Annotated in this window: 14 protein-coding genes; 7 read left to right on the top strand and 7 right to left on the bottom strand. The window is 73.5% G+C overall.

Annotated features, from left to right (window positions below; translation table 11 throughout):
- The first annotated feature begins 19 nt into the window (after positions 1-19).
- Positions 20-385: an ectoine synthase gene (locus ABT053_RS29760; protein WP_350973352.1), complete on the top strand. Its 366-nt coding sequence runs from the start codon at positions 20-22 to the stop codon at positions 383-385.
- 221 nt (positions 386-606) lie between these two features.
- Positions 607-1215, top strand: a complete 609-nt coding sequence (locus ABT053_RS29755) for a class I SAM-dependent methyltransferase (RefSeq protein ID WP_350973350.1) — start codon at positions 607-609, stop codon at positions 1213-1215.
- Between the two features lie 33 nt (positions 1216-1248).
- Here ABT053_RS29755 and ABT053_RS29750 read toward each other — a convergent pair whose 3' ends face one another.
- Complete coding sequence (locus tag ABT053_RS29750) at positions 1249-2358, bottom strand: epoxide hydrolase family protein (RefSeq protein WP_350973348.1); 1110 nt, start codon at positions 2356-2358, stop codon at positions 1249-1251.
- A gap of 113 nt (positions 2359-2471) precedes the next feature.
- On the opposite strand from ABT053_RS29750, the gene ABT053_RS29745 reads away from it, so the two are divergent.
- On the top strand, positions 2472-2951 hold the full coding sequence (locus tag ABT053_RS29745) for a MarR family winged helix-turn-helix transcriptional regulator (protein ID WP_350973345.1): 480 nt from the start codon (positions 2472-2474) through the stop codon (positions 2949-2951).
- Between the two features lie 215 nt (positions 2952-3166).
- Here the strand turns inward: ABT053_RS29745 and ABT053_RS29740 are convergent, their stop codons facing one another.
- From ABT053_RS29740 to ABT053_RS29730, 3 genes are all read right to left on the bottom strand, one after another.
- Positions 3167-3604, bottom strand: coding sequence for an SRPBCC family protein (locus ABT053_RS29740; RefSeq protein ID WP_350973342.1), 438 nt, complete (start codon positions 3602-3604; stop codon positions 3167-3169).
- Between the two features lie 460 nt (positions 3605-4064).
- Positions 4065-5231 (bottom strand): elongation factor Tu, encoded by a 1167-nt coding sequence (tuf, locus tag ABT053_RS29735; RefSeq protein ID WP_350973341.1) that lies wholly within the window; start codon positions 5229-5231, stop codon positions 4065-4067.
- A 147-nt stretch (positions 5232-5378) separates the two neighbouring features.
- Positions 5379-5666, bottom strand: coding sequence for a hypothetical protein (locus tag ABT053_RS29730; protein ID WP_350973339.1), 288 nt, complete (start codon positions 5664-5666; stop codon positions 5379-5381).
- Between ABT053_RS29730 and ABT053_RS29725 the strand changes: the two genes are divergently transcribed.
- Both ABT053_RS29725 and ABT053_RS29720 read left to right on the top strand, forming a co-directional pair.
- A complete protein-coding gene (locus ABT053_RS29725; protein ID WP_350973337.1) occupies positions 5656-6339 on the top strand; it encodes a sulfotransferase family protein in 684 nt (227 codons plus the stop codon). The two genes, ABT053_RS29730 and ABT053_RS29725, sit on opposite strands and share 11 nt — an antisense overlap.
- Before the next feature lie 216 nt (positions 6340-6555).
- Positions 6556-7269: a TetR/AcrR family transcriptional regulator gene (locus ABT053_RS29720; protein WP_350973336.1), complete on the top strand. Its 714-nt coding sequence runs from the start codon at positions 6556-6558 to the stop codon at positions 7267-7269.
- 117 nt (positions 7270-7386) lie between these two features.
- Here ABT053_RS29720 and ABT053_RS29715 read toward each other — a convergent pair whose 3' ends face one another.
- On the bottom strand, positions 7387-8397 hold the full coding sequence (locus ABT053_RS29715; RefSeq protein WP_350973334.1) for an NAD(P)/FAD-dependent oxidoreductase: 1011 nt from the start codon (positions 8395-8397) through the stop codon (positions 7387-7389).
- 95 nt (positions 8398-8492) lie between these two features.
- Between ABT053_RS29715 and ABT053_RS29710 the strand changes: the two genes are divergently transcribed.
- Positions 8493-9086, top strand: coding sequence for a helix-turn-helix domain-containing protein (locus tag ABT053_RS29710; RefSeq protein WP_350973333.1), 594 nt, complete (start codon positions 8493-8495; stop codon positions 9084-9086).
- A 168-nt stretch (positions 9087-9254) separates the two neighbouring features.
- Entirely contained in the window at positions 9255-10154 is a 900-nt protein-coding gene (locus ABT053_RS29705) for a class I SAM-dependent methyltransferase (protein ID WP_350973331.1), read from the top strand.
- Between the two features lie 82 nt (positions 10155-10236).
- Here the strand turns inward: ABT053_RS29705 and nhaA are convergent, their stop codons facing one another.
- Positions 10237-12135 carry a Na+/H+ antiporter NhaA gene (gene nhaA, locus ABT053_RS29700; protein WP_350973330.1) on the bottom strand — a complete coding sequence of 633 codons (1899 nt, stop codon included), beginning with the start codon at positions 12133-12135 and terminating at the stop codon, positions 10237-10239.
- 436 nt (positions 12136-12571) lie between these two features.
- Entirely contained in the window at positions 12572-12847 is a 276-nt protein-coding gene (locus ABT053_RS29695) for a hypothetical protein (protein WP_350973328.1), read from the bottom strand.
- Between the last annotated feature and the right edge of the window lie 72 nt (positions 12848-12919).

Genomic DNA, 12919 nt, shown 5'->3' with positions numbered 1-12919 from the left:
CCAACCTGGGAGTTTCACCATGATATTTCGTAACATCGCCGATGTTCTCGGCACCGACAGGGACGTCAGCAACGAGAACTACCGCAGCACGCGGCTGCTCCTGGCCGAGGACGAGGCAGGCGTCGGCCTCACCGACACCGTCCTCAGCCCCGGGGTCAAGGGCACCTACGGCTATCCCGACCGCACCGAGATCGCCTACTGCATCAGCGGTGCCGCCACGGCCGTCGACCTCGGCACCGGCGAGGAGCACGCCATCACGCCGGGCGTGCTGTGGGTCGCCCCCGCCGGGTCGGCGTTCACCCTCGTGGCCACCGAGCCCCTGCGGCTCATCTGCGTGTTCGACCCGCCGCTGGAAGGAACGGAGACGGGGATCCTGGACCAGTGAATCGACCGGTGAGCCAACCGGTGCGTCGACCGGTGCGTCGACCGTGATCGGCGGCCACGGGTCACCGGCCGGTGTCCCGTGACCGCCCCGCGCGGGACGCCTGCCGGCCGGGGGCTCGGAGAGATGTCTTCCGCCGTTCATCCCGGCCGGGTGACGGCGGTGGCCGCCCCGTTGGCAGCATGGCGGGCGAAACGGCAGGCCACGACTCTGGAGCACGCACGGTGAGACCGACCAGCCCCGCCGCCGACCCGTCCGGCGGCACCTACCTGCTCCGCGAGTTCCTCCGGTCCCCGCTGCTGACCGCCACGGTCGCCCCGAGCTCGCGACGGCTCGCCGCGCACATGGTCGTGCCGATCCCCGAACGCGGGGAGCCGACGATCGTCGAGCTGGGACCGGGAACCGGCGCCTTCACCCGGGTCATCCAGGACCGCCTGGGCGGCAGGGGCCACCATCTGGCCGTCGAGCTCAACCCGCGCCTGGCCGGGCCCCTGGCCCGTCGCTTCCCCGGGGTCGAGGTCGTGCACGCCAGCGCGGCCGAGCTGCCCCGGTTGATGGCCGAGCGCGGCCTGAGCGCCGACGTCGTGGTCAGCGGCCTGCCCTGGGTCGCCTTCCGGCCGGTGGCGGGCGTGCGGCTGCTGCCGCTGGTGGCCGCCTCCCTGTCCCCCGAGGGGGTGTTCACCCAGTTCGCCTACCGCTGGACGCGATGGGCGCCCCCCGCGCGAGAACACCTCCGTGATCTTCGTACGACCTTCGAGGAGGTACTGCTCAGCAGGACGGTGTGGCGCAACCTGCCCCCCGCCCTGGTGTACCTCGCCCGCCGCCCCCGGTGACGGTCACGGCCGGTTCCCGGTGGCCGCCGGCGCCTAGCGGGTGGCGGCCTGGTGGTCCTGCTCCAGACGGGTGCGGAAGAAGTCCCGGACGTCCCCGGCGAGCAGGTCCGGCACCTCCATCGCGGCGAAGTGGCCGCCGCGCTCGAACTCCGACCAGTGCGTGACGTCGTACAGCCGCTCGGCCAGCGGCCGCACCGACTGCGTGATGTCGTGCGCGAACACCGCCACGCCGACCGGCACCCGGCACGGCACGGGCCGCCCGCGCGGGACGTCGTGGTGCAGCCGCGCCGAGGAGGCCGCGGTGGCGGTCAGCCAGTACAGCGAGACGCCGGTGAGCAGCCGGTCGTCGTCGATCGGCGAGCGGGGGTCGGTCCAGTGCGCGAAGCGCTCGGCGATCCAGACCAGCTGGCCGACCGGCGAGTCGGTCAGCGCGTAGCCGACGGTCTGCGGGGTGAGGGCCTGCAGCGCCTGGTACGGCGGGCGGTTCGCCATCAACCGCCTGACCTTGTCCAGCCGGGCCTCGTCCGTCGCGGACAGGTGGATCCCGGCGTCCGGGTCGGGGCGGGTCGGCAGGTAGTTGACGTGCACCCCGGCGACCCGCTCCGGTGCCAGCGCGCCGAGCGCCAGGGAGATGCCCGCGCCGAAGTCGCCGCCCTGCGCGCCGTAGCGCTCGTACCCGAGACGGCGCATCAGCTCGGCCCAGGCCCGCGCGATCCGGGCGGTGTCCCAGCCGCGCTCGTGGGTCGGCCCGGAGAAGCCGTAGCCCGGGATGGACGGGATCACCAGGTGGAACTCCTGCGACAAAGGCTCGACGACGTCGAGGAACTCCAGGAACGAGCCGGGCCAGCCGTGGGTGAGGATCAGCGCGAGCGCGTCCGGGTTCGCGGACCGGACGTGGACGAAGTGGATGTTCTGGCCGTCGATCTCGGTGGTGAAGTGCGGGAGCTCGTTGAGCCCGGCCTCGTGCTCGCGCCAGTCATAGCGGGTGCGCCAGTGTTCGGCGAGCTCCTTCAGCCGCGCCAGCGGGAAGCCGTAGTCCCACCCGGCGCCGGCGACCTCGTTGGGCCAGCGGGTGCGGGCGAGCCGGTCGGCCAGGTCGTCGAGGTCGGCCTGGGGGATGTCGATGCGGAACGGCTTGATCATGGTCTCGCCTCCGGGGAGATTCGTTCGGCGGCTTAATGTTTATACGCCTAACGTTTACTCCGCGAACGATAACACAATCATTAGTAGGCCGAACGACTTGCTAGGCTCCTCACATGAAGAACCCGCCCGAGGAGACGCCCGCCCGGTGGGAGAGCCTGCCCACCTGGCTGCTCAGCCGGACCGCCGGCCACGCGCACCGCCTGGTGGGCGACGGGTTCTCCTCCGTCGGCGCCCGCGGCTACCACTACCGCCTGCTGGCGACGCTGGAGAGGTCCGGCCCGGCGAGCCAGGCCGCGCTGGGCCGCGGCAGTGGCATCCACCTCAGCGACATGGTCGCGACGGTCAACGAGCTCGCCGAACACGGGATGGTCGAGCGTGCCCCGGACCCCTCCGACCGGCGGCGCAACATCATCTCGCTGACCTCGGCGGGCGAGCGGCGGCTGCGGCGGCTGGAGGAGCGGCTGGCCCAATGCCAGGAGGAACTGCTCGCCCCGCTGTCGCCCGAGGAGCGGCAGGGGCTGACCGGGCTGCTGTCCAAGCTGCTGGACCACCACGACCGGCGCGCCGCCCCCTCGGAGGAACCCTGGCGCTGACCGGGCCCCGGCGCCGGTCGCTCTGTGGTACGGAGCCGGGTGCGGTACGACCCGGCTGCGCGATCGGTGCCGGGCGCCGATCGTCTCGGTGACGGACGAGAGGACGGCCGGTGGCAGCGACGAGTTCCCGGGGGCCCTCCCGGGGGCCGTCGTGAGCCGGTGTCGGAACCGGAGGTGCCCGTTCTCGCGGGGTGCCTCTCGCGTCGTCCGCGCGATCACCGCTCGATCATGAGTGCCAGCCGTTCGAGGGTCTTCTCCATCGAGGCCCTGTTCTTGGCGGGGAAGCGGAACAGCGGGAAGAACGCGCCGCCCTTGGCCGTCGACCAGTCGAAGGTCTCGGTCACCCGGGTGGTGTGCTCGCCGACGGGTTCGAGCCGCCAGCGCCACCGGTGGCCGCCGCTGTGCTGCCAGGCGATCAGCCGCCCCTCCTCGAACTCCACCACCTGGTTGTGGACCCGGTAGCCCAGGCCCATCCTCATGTTCATGCCGAAGCGGGCGCCCAGGCTCAGCCGGTCCGGCGCGCCGGCCTGCGGGGCCAGCACGGTTCCCGATCCGTCGATCAGGGCGTGCTTGCGCGGGTCGGCCAGCAGGCCGAAGATCGTGTCGCTGCTCGCGTGGATGATCTGCGTGACCGAGACCTGTCGTTCGTTCATTCGTCCTCTCCTGGTGGTCGGGCTTGCCCGGCGACGGTGGCAGCGCCGGGTCGTCCGGCCGGTCGGCGGAAGCGGAGTGCGGGTCACGGTCCCGGCCGGAACGGCCCGGGGTCGCTCGGGGTCATGTCGGCGATCGGCGGACGTGGCGCGGGAAGGAGTCTTCCACGGGCGCTGTGAGGATCCTGCCATTCCCGTGGCGAGCCGGCCAGCCGGTCGTCCGATACGAGGCGCTCGCCATGATATGAGGCAAAAGCGCAGTTCGGGGGGTATGCGGCAGTCCCGCCGGGTACGGCCCGGCCGTCCGGAACCGGGTACCCCGGGGGTGGCGGCCGAGCCGTGCGCGACGGCGGTCGCGGGGGTTCCGCGTGGGACGGGCGGACCCGTCCCACGCGGTGCGGCCCCGAGCGGTCAGCCGGCCGCAGTCAGTCAGCCGCGGTCAGCTGGCTGCGGTCAGCCGCGGTCAGTCGGCCACGGTCAGGACCGTGCCCGCGCCGACCGTGAGCCCGCCCTCGCGGATCGCGAAGCCGAGGCCCGGTTCGGCCGCCACCGCCCTGCCCAGCTCCACCGACACCTCCACGGTGTCGCCGGGCCGGGCGGGCGCGGGCAGCGTCAGCTCACCCGGCACGTCGGTGGTGCGCAGGTAGAACTGCGGCCGGTACCCCGAGGCGATCGGCCGGCGCCGGCCGCCCTCCTCGGCCGTGAGGAGGTACAGCCTGGCGGTGAACGACCGGCGGGCGCGCTGGCTGCCCGGGGCCGCCAGCACCATCCCGCGCCGCACCTGCTCGCGCCTGACCCCGCGCAGCAGGACGGCGGCGTTGTCACCCGCCTCGCCCCGCTCCATCGTCTTGCCGAACGTCTCCACCCCGGTCACCACCGCGCCGAACCCGTCGCCGAGCCCGACGACCTCCACCGTGTCGCCCACGCGCACGGTGCCCCGCTCGATGGCGCCGGTGACGACCGTGCCCCGGCCGCTCACCGTGAGCACGTTCTCCACCGGCATCAGGAACGGCGCGTCGACGTATCGGACCGGCACGGGGATGTGCTCGTCCACCGCCCGCAGCAGCGCCTGGATCGACGCCGCCCACCCGGGGTCGCCCTCCAGCGCCCGCAGCCCGGACACCCGCACCATCGGCACGTCGTGGTAGCCGTGCTCGGCGAGCAGGTCCTGCAGCTCCAGCTCGACCAGATCGGTCAGCTCGGGGTCGGCGCCGTCGGCCTTGTTGACCGCGACGACCAGGTGCTCGACGCCCACCCGGCGGGCGAGCAGGACGTGCTCCCTGGTCTGGGGCATGATGCCGTCGCGGGCGGACACGACGAGGATCGCGCCGTCGAGCTGCGCCGCCCCCGTGATCATGTTCTTCACGTAGTCGGCGTGGCCCGGCATGTCCACGTGGGCGTAGTGCCTGGTGGCGGTCTCGTACTCGACGTGCGAGATGTTGATCGTGATCCCCCGCTGGTGCTCCTCGGGGGTACGGTCGATCCGCTCGAACGGCGTGTAGGTGGCCTGCCCGCGCTCGGCGAGCACCTTGGTGATCGCGGCGGTCAGCGTGGTCTTGCCGTGGTCGACGTGTCCCATCGTGCCGATGTTGAGGTGCGGCTTGTTGCGCACGTAGGCCTGCTTGGCCATGATCTTCTTCCTTCGCACTGCCTGGATCCGGGGTGACCCGTCACGGGCCGGCTACCTCCCCCCGCCGGGTCACCTCGGGACTCACGGGAAGAGGTCAGCGCTCCAGGCCGTCGCGGACACGCTCGAAGGCACCCGCGGCGGCGGGTGTCACGAGGCGAGCGTTCCGGAACATGGCGACCATGATGACCGCCTCAGCAGCAGCGCACAACGGATTATTCCCACCGCCCGCTCGCCCGCCCGTCCGTCAACCTGCCTGTCTGCCGGTTCGCGGTCACGGTCGTGGCGGGACACGTCGGTGCCCGATTCCTCCCGCTTCTCCCGCGCCTCGGCGTGGCGGCCCGGCGAGGCTTCCCGCCGGGCCTCGACGGTGGTGAGAGATTGCCGGAGTAGCCGCCGCGCGGTTTCCGGGGGAATGGCAAGGATCATGCGGGTCATCGGGGCAGGTTTCGGCCGTACGGGAACGCTCTCGCTCAAGACGGCCCTGGAGCGGCTGGGGTACGGGCCGTGTCACCACATGAAGGAGGTGATCGAGCGGCCGGAGCAGATCCGCCGGTGGCTCGCCCTCGCCGAGGGGCGGCCGGTGAGCTGGGACGAACTCCTGGAGGGGTACCACTCCTGCGTGGACTGGCCCTCGGCCGCCTACTGGCGTGAGCTCGCCGAGCACTTCCCCGAGGCGAAGGTCGTGCTCACCGTACGGGATCCGCGGCGCTGGCTGGACAGCATGAACGCCACCGTCCTGGAGCAGCGCAGACGCGGGCACGGGCTTCGCGGCAGGGCGGTGCGCGGCCTCTCCTCGGTGCTGGGCACCGACTTCGCCGCGTTCGTGAAGATGACCAGGCTCACCGTCGACGAACGGGTCTTCCACGGGCACTGCGAGGATTCCGCGTCGCTGCTGCGGGCGTTCCAGGCGCACATCGACGACGTCGTGGCGGCGATCCCGCCCGGCAGGCTGCTGCGGTTCGAGGTCGGCCAGGGCTGGGAGCCGCTGTGCGGGTTTCTCGGGGTGGCGGTGCCCGAGGGCCCGTTCCCCCGGGTCAACGACAGCGCGGACTTCGACAGGAACGCCCGCGCGAACATCGGCGCCATGCTGCTGCGGCGGAGCGGCTAAAGGTCACTCCCCCGTCCGGGCTCGGGCCCGGCGCGGACGATCCCGGTGACGGAACCGGTGACGGTCCCGCTGACGGTATGGCCCGGCCACGGTGGGGGCCGGGTCCGGCACGGCTCGCCGCCTCCGGCCGGTGCCGGGGGTCGGTACGGTGCTCATGGGCGACTTTCCCGCATAAATATATACACTGTGTACATATGCGTTCCCGGGAGGTAGACCGTGACCCACCCCAGCCCGCCCGCCCGACGCGGGCGTGGGCGCCGCCCGGCCGACCAGGTGCGCCAGGAGGTCCTGCGGGCGGCCGGTGAGCTCCTGCTGGCCGAGGGCATGGCCGGTTTCACCGTCGAGAAGGTCGCCAGCCTGGCGGGCGCGAGCCGGGTCACGCTGCACAAGTGGTGGCCCTCCAAGGGGGCGCTCGCGCTGGAGGGCTACTTCGGCGTGGTCGGCCCCGTCCTGGCCTTCCCCGACACCGGCGACATCGCCGCCGACCTCACCGCGCAGCTGAAGGCGTTCGTCCGCCTGATGCGCGACACCCGGGCCGGGACCGTCGTGCCGCAGCTCATCGGGCAGGCCCAGACCGATCCCGACCTGGCGGCCGTCTACCGGGAGAGCTACTCGGGCCCGCGCCGGGCCCTGGCCGTACAGGCCCTGGAGAGGGCGAAGCGGCGCGGCCAGCTGCGGCCCGGCCTGGATCCCGAGGTGGCCGTCGACCAGCTGTGGGGCGCCTGCTACCACCGGCTCCTCATCCCCGACCGGCCGCTGGACGAGGAGTTCGCCGAGGCCCTGGTCGCCAACCTGCTGGGCGGCATCGGCTCGTCCGCCCCGGCCGCCCCGGCCGCTTCGGCCGCTCCGGCCGCCCCGGCCGCCCCGGCCGCTTCGGCCGCTCCGGTCTCTTCGGCCTCCGAGGAGGACGGGCGCGGGAGCCGGCCCTAGAGAGCGGTGGCCGACGGCAGGGACGTCGGACCGCGACGTCACGAGGCCCACCGCCCGTCCCCGCAGGCGTCGGTGGCCGGGCGTCGGTGGCCGGGGACGTCCGCCGTGCCGGGGCGCTCACGCGGCGGTGCTGCCCCGGCGCGCGGCGGCGAGGGCCGCGTCGGTGTCGGCGGCCACCAGGTCGGCGTTGATGCGCGCACCCGCCAGGGCACCGGCCGCCGCGGCGGCGCCGACCTGCGCGAACAGGTCGGTGGCGTTGCCCGCCACCCACACACCCGGCACGGAGGTGCTTCCCGCGAGGCCGGTGGCGAAGTGACGGCCCATGCCCTGGGGCATGTCCTCCATCGGCAGGCCCAGGCCGGTGATGCCCTCGGTGCGGGCCCGCAGGACGGTGGCCACCGCGATCACGCGGCGGGGCACGAGCCGCCCGTCGGCCAGCCGTACGCCCGTGACGCCGTTCCCGGTGGATTCGACCTCCGCCACCGGGGTGTCCACGACGCGGACGCCACGGGCGGCGAAACGCGCGCGGGTGTCCTCGTCCAGGCCGGTGCCGTGGGTGAAGTACACCAGGTCGTCGGTGAGCTGCCGGAACAGCAGCGCGTGGTGGACGGAGGCCGGGCCCGTGGCCAGGATCCCGATGGGCTCGTCGCGCACCTCCCAGCCGTGGCAGTACGGGCAGTGCACCACGCCGCGCCCCCAGTGCCGGGCCAGCCCCGCGACGTCGGGCAGCTGATCGCGCAGCCCGGTGGCGACCAGCAGCCGTCGCGCGTGCAGGATGCCGCCCCCGGCCAGGGTGACGGTGAAGCGGGGGTCGTTCCCGGCGGAGGGGGCGGCCGGGACGGCGGAGGTCACCTCACCGGCCACGATCCGCCCGCCGTAGCGGCTCACCTCCTCGCGGCCGGTGCGCAGCAGCTCCGCCGGCGAGACGCCGTCCAGGCCGAGCAGGCCGTGCACGCCCTCGGCGGGCGCGTTGCGGGGCGTGCCGCCGTCGATCACGACGACCGAGCGGCGGGAGCGGGCGAGCATCAGGGCGCCGTTCAGCCCGGCGGCGCCGCCGCCGATCACCACGGCGTCGACGGTCTCGTGGGGCGGCTTCCCGGTCGCGTACCCGGTGGGTGTGAGGGGCATGAGCGTGGCCTTTCTCGCGGCTGGCGGGACCCCGGGCGGGGTCCCCTGGAGCCGACACTAGGCACGCTTTGCGCTTCACGCATACAATCTTGCCTATGACGCAAGACGATGGCGAGTTCGACAGCCTGGTGCGCAAGCGGATCCGTGCCCTGCGGGTGGCGCAGGGCTGGTCCCTGGACGATCTGGCCGCCCGGGCCAGGCTCAGTCCCTCCACGCTCAGCCGGATCGAGAACGGCCGGCGCCGCCTCGCCCTGGACCAGCTCGTCACGCTCGCCCGCGCCCTGGACACCTCCATCGACCAGCTGGTCGAGACGGCCACCGACGACGTCGTCGGCAACCCGGCGCACGACGCGGCCCGCCAGCAGATGCGGTGGACGGTGCGCGCCGACCCCGGCATCACCGTCGTGCGCCAGCGCGTGGTGGGCCCGCCGCCGGACGATCTCTCGCGCCTGCGCGCCCACCCGGGCCGGGAGTGGCTCGTCGTCCTGTCCGGCACCGTGGTCCTGATCCTGGGCAACCACCGCTTTCGCGTGGAGACCAACCAGTCCGCGGAGTTCCCCACGATGCTCCCGCACGCCATCGGCGCCGTCGGCGGTCCGGCCGACATCCTCGGGATCTTCGACCGCGACGCCCGCCGTGGTCACCAGACCCGCGAGGACACCTCCGAGGCGAGCCACTTGCCGCGGTGACAGGTCCCTCACGACCGCTCTTTCCCGTTCAGGACGGTCCGCGTCCTTCCCGGTCAGGACGGTCCGCGCTCGGATCCGGTTGCGCGCCACGCGGCCCGGCGGGTCATCGTCTTGCCTTATACGCAAGGTTCTTCGCCTCTGGCGCATGATGCCCCTAACGTGGTCACCATGACATCAACAGCCCCGCACGCGGCGCACCACCACGGCGCGCAGCACGATCATTCGCACGGACAGGACCATCCGCACGGACAGGATCACGACGCCGAGCACGAGATGGGCCAGTTGCTCGACCTGGACGCGGAGGTGCTCGCCGAGCACATCGCGTCCATCATCGCGTGGCTGCCCGTCACGGCCGCCCCCCGGCGGATCGTGGACCTGGGGTGCGGTACCGGCACGGGCACCTTCGCGCTCCTGGAGCGCTTCCCCGAGGCCGAGGTGACCGCCGTCGACACCTCGCCCCACCATCTGCGCCGCCTGCGCGACAGGGCGGCCTCGGAGGGCGTCGCCGGCCGGGTCCACCCCGTGGAGGCCGACCTCGACGGCGCCTGGCCCGACCTCGGCGCGCCCGAACTGGTCTGGGCGTCGGCCTCGTTGCACCACATGGCCGACCCCGACCGCACCCTGCGCCAGGTCCACGACGCGCTCGCGCCGGGCGGGCTGCTCGCCGTCGTCGAACTGGCCGGCTTCCCGCGGTTCCTGCCGGAAGACGCCCCGCAGGACCGGCCCGGCCTCGAGGAACGCTGCCATGCCGCGCTCGCCGACCAGCATGCCGAGCGGCTGCCGCACCGCGGCGCCGACTGGGGCCCCCGGCTGGCCGCCGCCGGCCTCACCGTCGAGGGTGAGCGTACGATCACCGTGAACCTGGAGCCGCCCCACTCCGAGGCCGTCGGCCGCTACGCGCTGAGCAGCCTCCGGCGCATCCGCGACGGCGTCGCCCACGCGCTCCAGGCCGAGGACCTCGCCGCTCTCGACCGGCTGCTCGACACCGACGGTCCCCATTCCATCCTGCGCAGGGACGACCTGACGGTGCGCACCGAACGCACGGTGTGGGCGGCACGACGGACCTGAGCGGACACACGCCAAGGCCGGGAACGCCGCCTCCCCCGGGCCACGGTAATCCGGTGAGCGGTGCGGCGCTGAGGGCTCGTTCCTATCGCCGCGACGCGTCCAGGGCGGCGCGGGCGCGGGCCGAGCGGATGGCCGAGGAGAGCCCGTCGAGGTCGAAGGCGCCGTGGTGGCGCCGCCCGTTGATGAAGAACGTCGGCGTGCCGGACACGCCGCTGACGTCGGCGGAGTCGACGTCGGCGGCGATCCGCGCGGCGGCGGCGTGGTCGTGGAGATCGGCGCGGAACCGTTCGACGTCGAGGCCGAGGTCGCGGGCGTGGCCGACGAGGTCGGCGGGACGCAGGCGGTCCTGGTGGGCGAGCAGGCGGTCGTGCATCTGCCAGAACGCTCCCTGCGCGGCGGCGGCCTCCCCGGCCTGGGCGGCGAGCTGGGCGAAGGGGTGGACGTCGGTGAGCGGCAGGTGCCTCCAGACGTAGCGGACGTCGCCGAGGTCGGCCAGGACGCGGCGCACGACCGGTTCGGCCTGGCCGCAGTAGGGGCACTCGAAGTCGCCGTACTCCACGACGGTCACCGGCGCGTCGGCGGGGCCGCGAAGGTGGTCGCGGCCGGGATCGACGGGAGCGGCCAGGTCGACGATGGTCTCGGCGGTGCCCAGCAGGGCGCGGATGCGCAGCCGTACCGGGAGCAGCGCGGTCGCCCGGGAGACGGCCCAGGTGACGACGGGCGCGCACACCGCCGCGGCGAGGATGCCGAACTTGGCCTCCTGGAGTCGCGTGCCGTCGAAGGCGAGGGTGGCGATCAGCAGGGAGACGGTGAAGCCGATACCGGCGATCGCGCCCCCGGCCGTCACGGCGGCCCAGCCGACCGGCGGGCGGACGCGGCCCCGGCCCAGCAGGGTGACCAGCCAGGAGGAGGTGATGATCCCGAGAGGTTTGCCGACCGTGTAGGCCAGCAGGATGCCCAGGGTGATCGGGGAGACGAGGGCCCGCGCCAGGAAGTCGCCGCCGAGGGGTATCCCGGCGTTCGCCAGGGCGAACAGGGGGACGACGACGTAGCTCGTCCAGGGGTGGTAGAGCTGCTGCAGCCGCTCGTTGGGGGAGATCGCCGAGGTGAGGCCGCCCTGGGCCGAACGGGCCAGCTCGGGGGTCGGCTGCTCGCGGAAGAGGCGGAACAGGTCGGTGGCGCGTTCCAGGTCGCCGCGCGAGGCCGGGGAGGCGTAGGTCAGCAGTCCCATCGCCAGGCCGATGATCACCGGTTCGACGCCGGAGCGCAGCAGCGCGAGCCACGCAGCGGCGCCCAGCAGGGCGTAGACGAACCCGTGGCGCACCCCGGCGGCGCGGACCGCCAGGATCACGGCGAGGACGGCCGCCACGGCCAGCAGCGGCATCGGGGTGACGTGCTCGCTGTAGAAGATCGCGATGACCACGAGGGCGAGCAGGTCGTCGACGACGGTGACGGTGAGCAGGTAGGTGCGCAGCCGGGCGGGCAGGCGGGAGCCGAACAGGGCGAGCATGCCGAGCGCGAACGCGGTGTCGGTGGACATGGCGGCGCCCCAGCCGTGGACGGCCGGGGTGCCCGCGTTCAGAGCGAGGTAGATCGCAACGGGGACGATCATGCCGCCGGCACCGGCGGCGAGGGGCAGGGCGAGCCGCCTGCGGTCGCGCAGCTCCCCCATGTCGAACTCCCGGCGCGCCTCCAGCCCCACGACGAAGAAGAAGAACGTCATCAGGCCGGTGTTGATCCACTGGCGCAGGTCCTGCGAGACACCCGAGTCCCCGGCGGCGACCGACAGCGGGATGCGCCAGAACCGCTCGTAGGCGGCGGGGGCGACGTTTGCCCAGGCCAGGGCGGCCAGCGTCGCGGCGAGCAGGACGACGGCGCTGCCGGTCTCGGTGCGCAGGAAGTCGCGCAGCGGGGTGGCGGAGGTCTGCGCCCACACGGTCCGCGCGGGCGGCGGGGTGGCCTCCTGGCGGGGGGCCGTCATCGTCGGGTCCTCGTCGGGCGCATCGTGGTCTCCCCCGTGCCTGGCGGTCTCGCGTCGCGCGGGACGCGGACCGGTGGATCACGTGTTGTCCGGCCGGTTCGTGCCGTCCGTGGCCTTGCGGGCGGGGGGTGGCGCTCTCGCGCCGGCGCGTTCTCGTGTTCAGGTGCCGCCGCCCGTGTCTCGCGCCGTCGTGGTGACGGAGGCGGGTGCGGGTCCGATCGTACGGCGGGTGGTGCTCGCCGAGGTCGCCCCCAGGGTACCCAAGGGTCCGCACCGGTTCTCGCCGGCGCGGGCCGGGGAGGCGGGCCAGGCGGTACGGGGCGAGGCGGAGGGGGCCGGGACGGAACGGGAGGGGGTGGAACGGGCCGGGCGGGCGCGGTGGCCGTTTCGGCCGGCGCGCCCGCCCGGGACGGGAGACGAGGTGGGGGGTGGGAGGTCAGGGGGCGGGTGAGGGTGACGACCTGAGTTTCCTGACGAAGCGGGCGGCGGCGCGGTGGCTCATGCCGGTCTCGCCGCGGACCAGGAAGACGGCCTGGTCGAACTGGTCGGAGGCCTTGAGTTCCAGGAGCCTTTCGACGAGCTCGGGGCCGATTCCCCCGCCGACCAGGGCGTTTCTGGGGCGCTGTGCCGCCCGTACCGCGAAGACGATCAGGGCGATGACCGCCGCCACGACGACCGCCGTCAGGAGGAGGAGGACGATCGGGTTCGACATGGGCTGAGCGTACCGCCGCGAGACCGTCAGTTGGAGGGGGTGATCACCATATTCGGCGTGAATGCGGTGATC

This window comes from Streptosporangium sp. NPDC002524 (assembly GCF_040295985.1).
Lineage (GTDB): Bacteria > Actinomycetota > Actinomycetes > Streptosporangiales > Streptosporangiaceae > Streptosporangium.
This window is presented reverse-complemented; position numbering and strand designations above follow the sequence as displayed.

Bases quoted from the DNA above. Each gene is read 5' to 3' on its own strand.
- ABT053_RS29760 (WP_350973352.1), top strand. From the start codon at position 20: ATGATATTTCGTAACATCGCCGATGTTCTCGGCACCGACAGGGACGTC.
- ABT053_RS29750 (WP_350973348.1), bottom strand. From the start codon at position 2,358: ATGATCAAGCCGTTCCGCATCGACATCCCCCAGGCCGACCTCGACGAC.
- ABT053_RS29745 (WP_350973345.1), top strand. From the start codon at position 2,472: ATGAAGAACCCGCCCGAGGAGACGCCCGCCCGGTGGGAGAGCCTGCCC.
- ABT053_RS29740 (WP_350973342.1), bottom strand. From the start codon at position 3,604: ATGAACGAACGACAGGTCTCGGTCACGCAGATCATCCACGCGAGCAGC.
- tuf (WP_350973341.1), bottom strand. From the start codon at position 5,231: ATGGCCAAGCAGGCCTACGTGCGCAACAAGCCGCACCTCAACATCGGC.
- ABT053_RS29725 (WP_350973337.1), top strand. From the start codon at position 5,656: ATGCGGGTCATCGGGGCAGGTTTCGGCCGTACGGGAACGCTCTCGCTC.
- ABT053_RS29730 (WP_350973339.1), bottom strand. From the start codon at position 5,666: ATGACCCGCATGATCCTTGCCATTCCCCCGGAAACCGCGCGGCGGCTA.
- ABT053_RS29715 (WP_350973334.1), bottom strand. From the start codon at position 8,397: ATGCCCCTCACACCCACCGGGTACGCGACCGGGAAGCCGCCCCACGAG.
- ABT053_RS29710 (WP_350973333.1), top strand. From the start codon at position 8,493: ATGACGCAAGACGATGGCGAGTTCGACAGCCTGGTGCGCAAGCGGATC.
- ABT053_RS29705 (WP_350973331.1), top strand. From the start codon at position 9,255: ATGACATCAACAGCCCCGCACGCGGCGCACCACCACGGCGCGCAGCAC.
- nhaA (WP_350973330.1), bottom strand. From the start codon at position 12,135: ATGACGGCCCCCCGCCAGGAGGCCACCCCGCCGCCCGCGCGGACCGTG.
- ABT053_RS29695 (WP_350973328.1), bottom strand. From the start codon at position 12,847: ATGTCGAACCCGATCGTCCTCCTCCTCCTGACGGCGGTCGTCGTGGCG.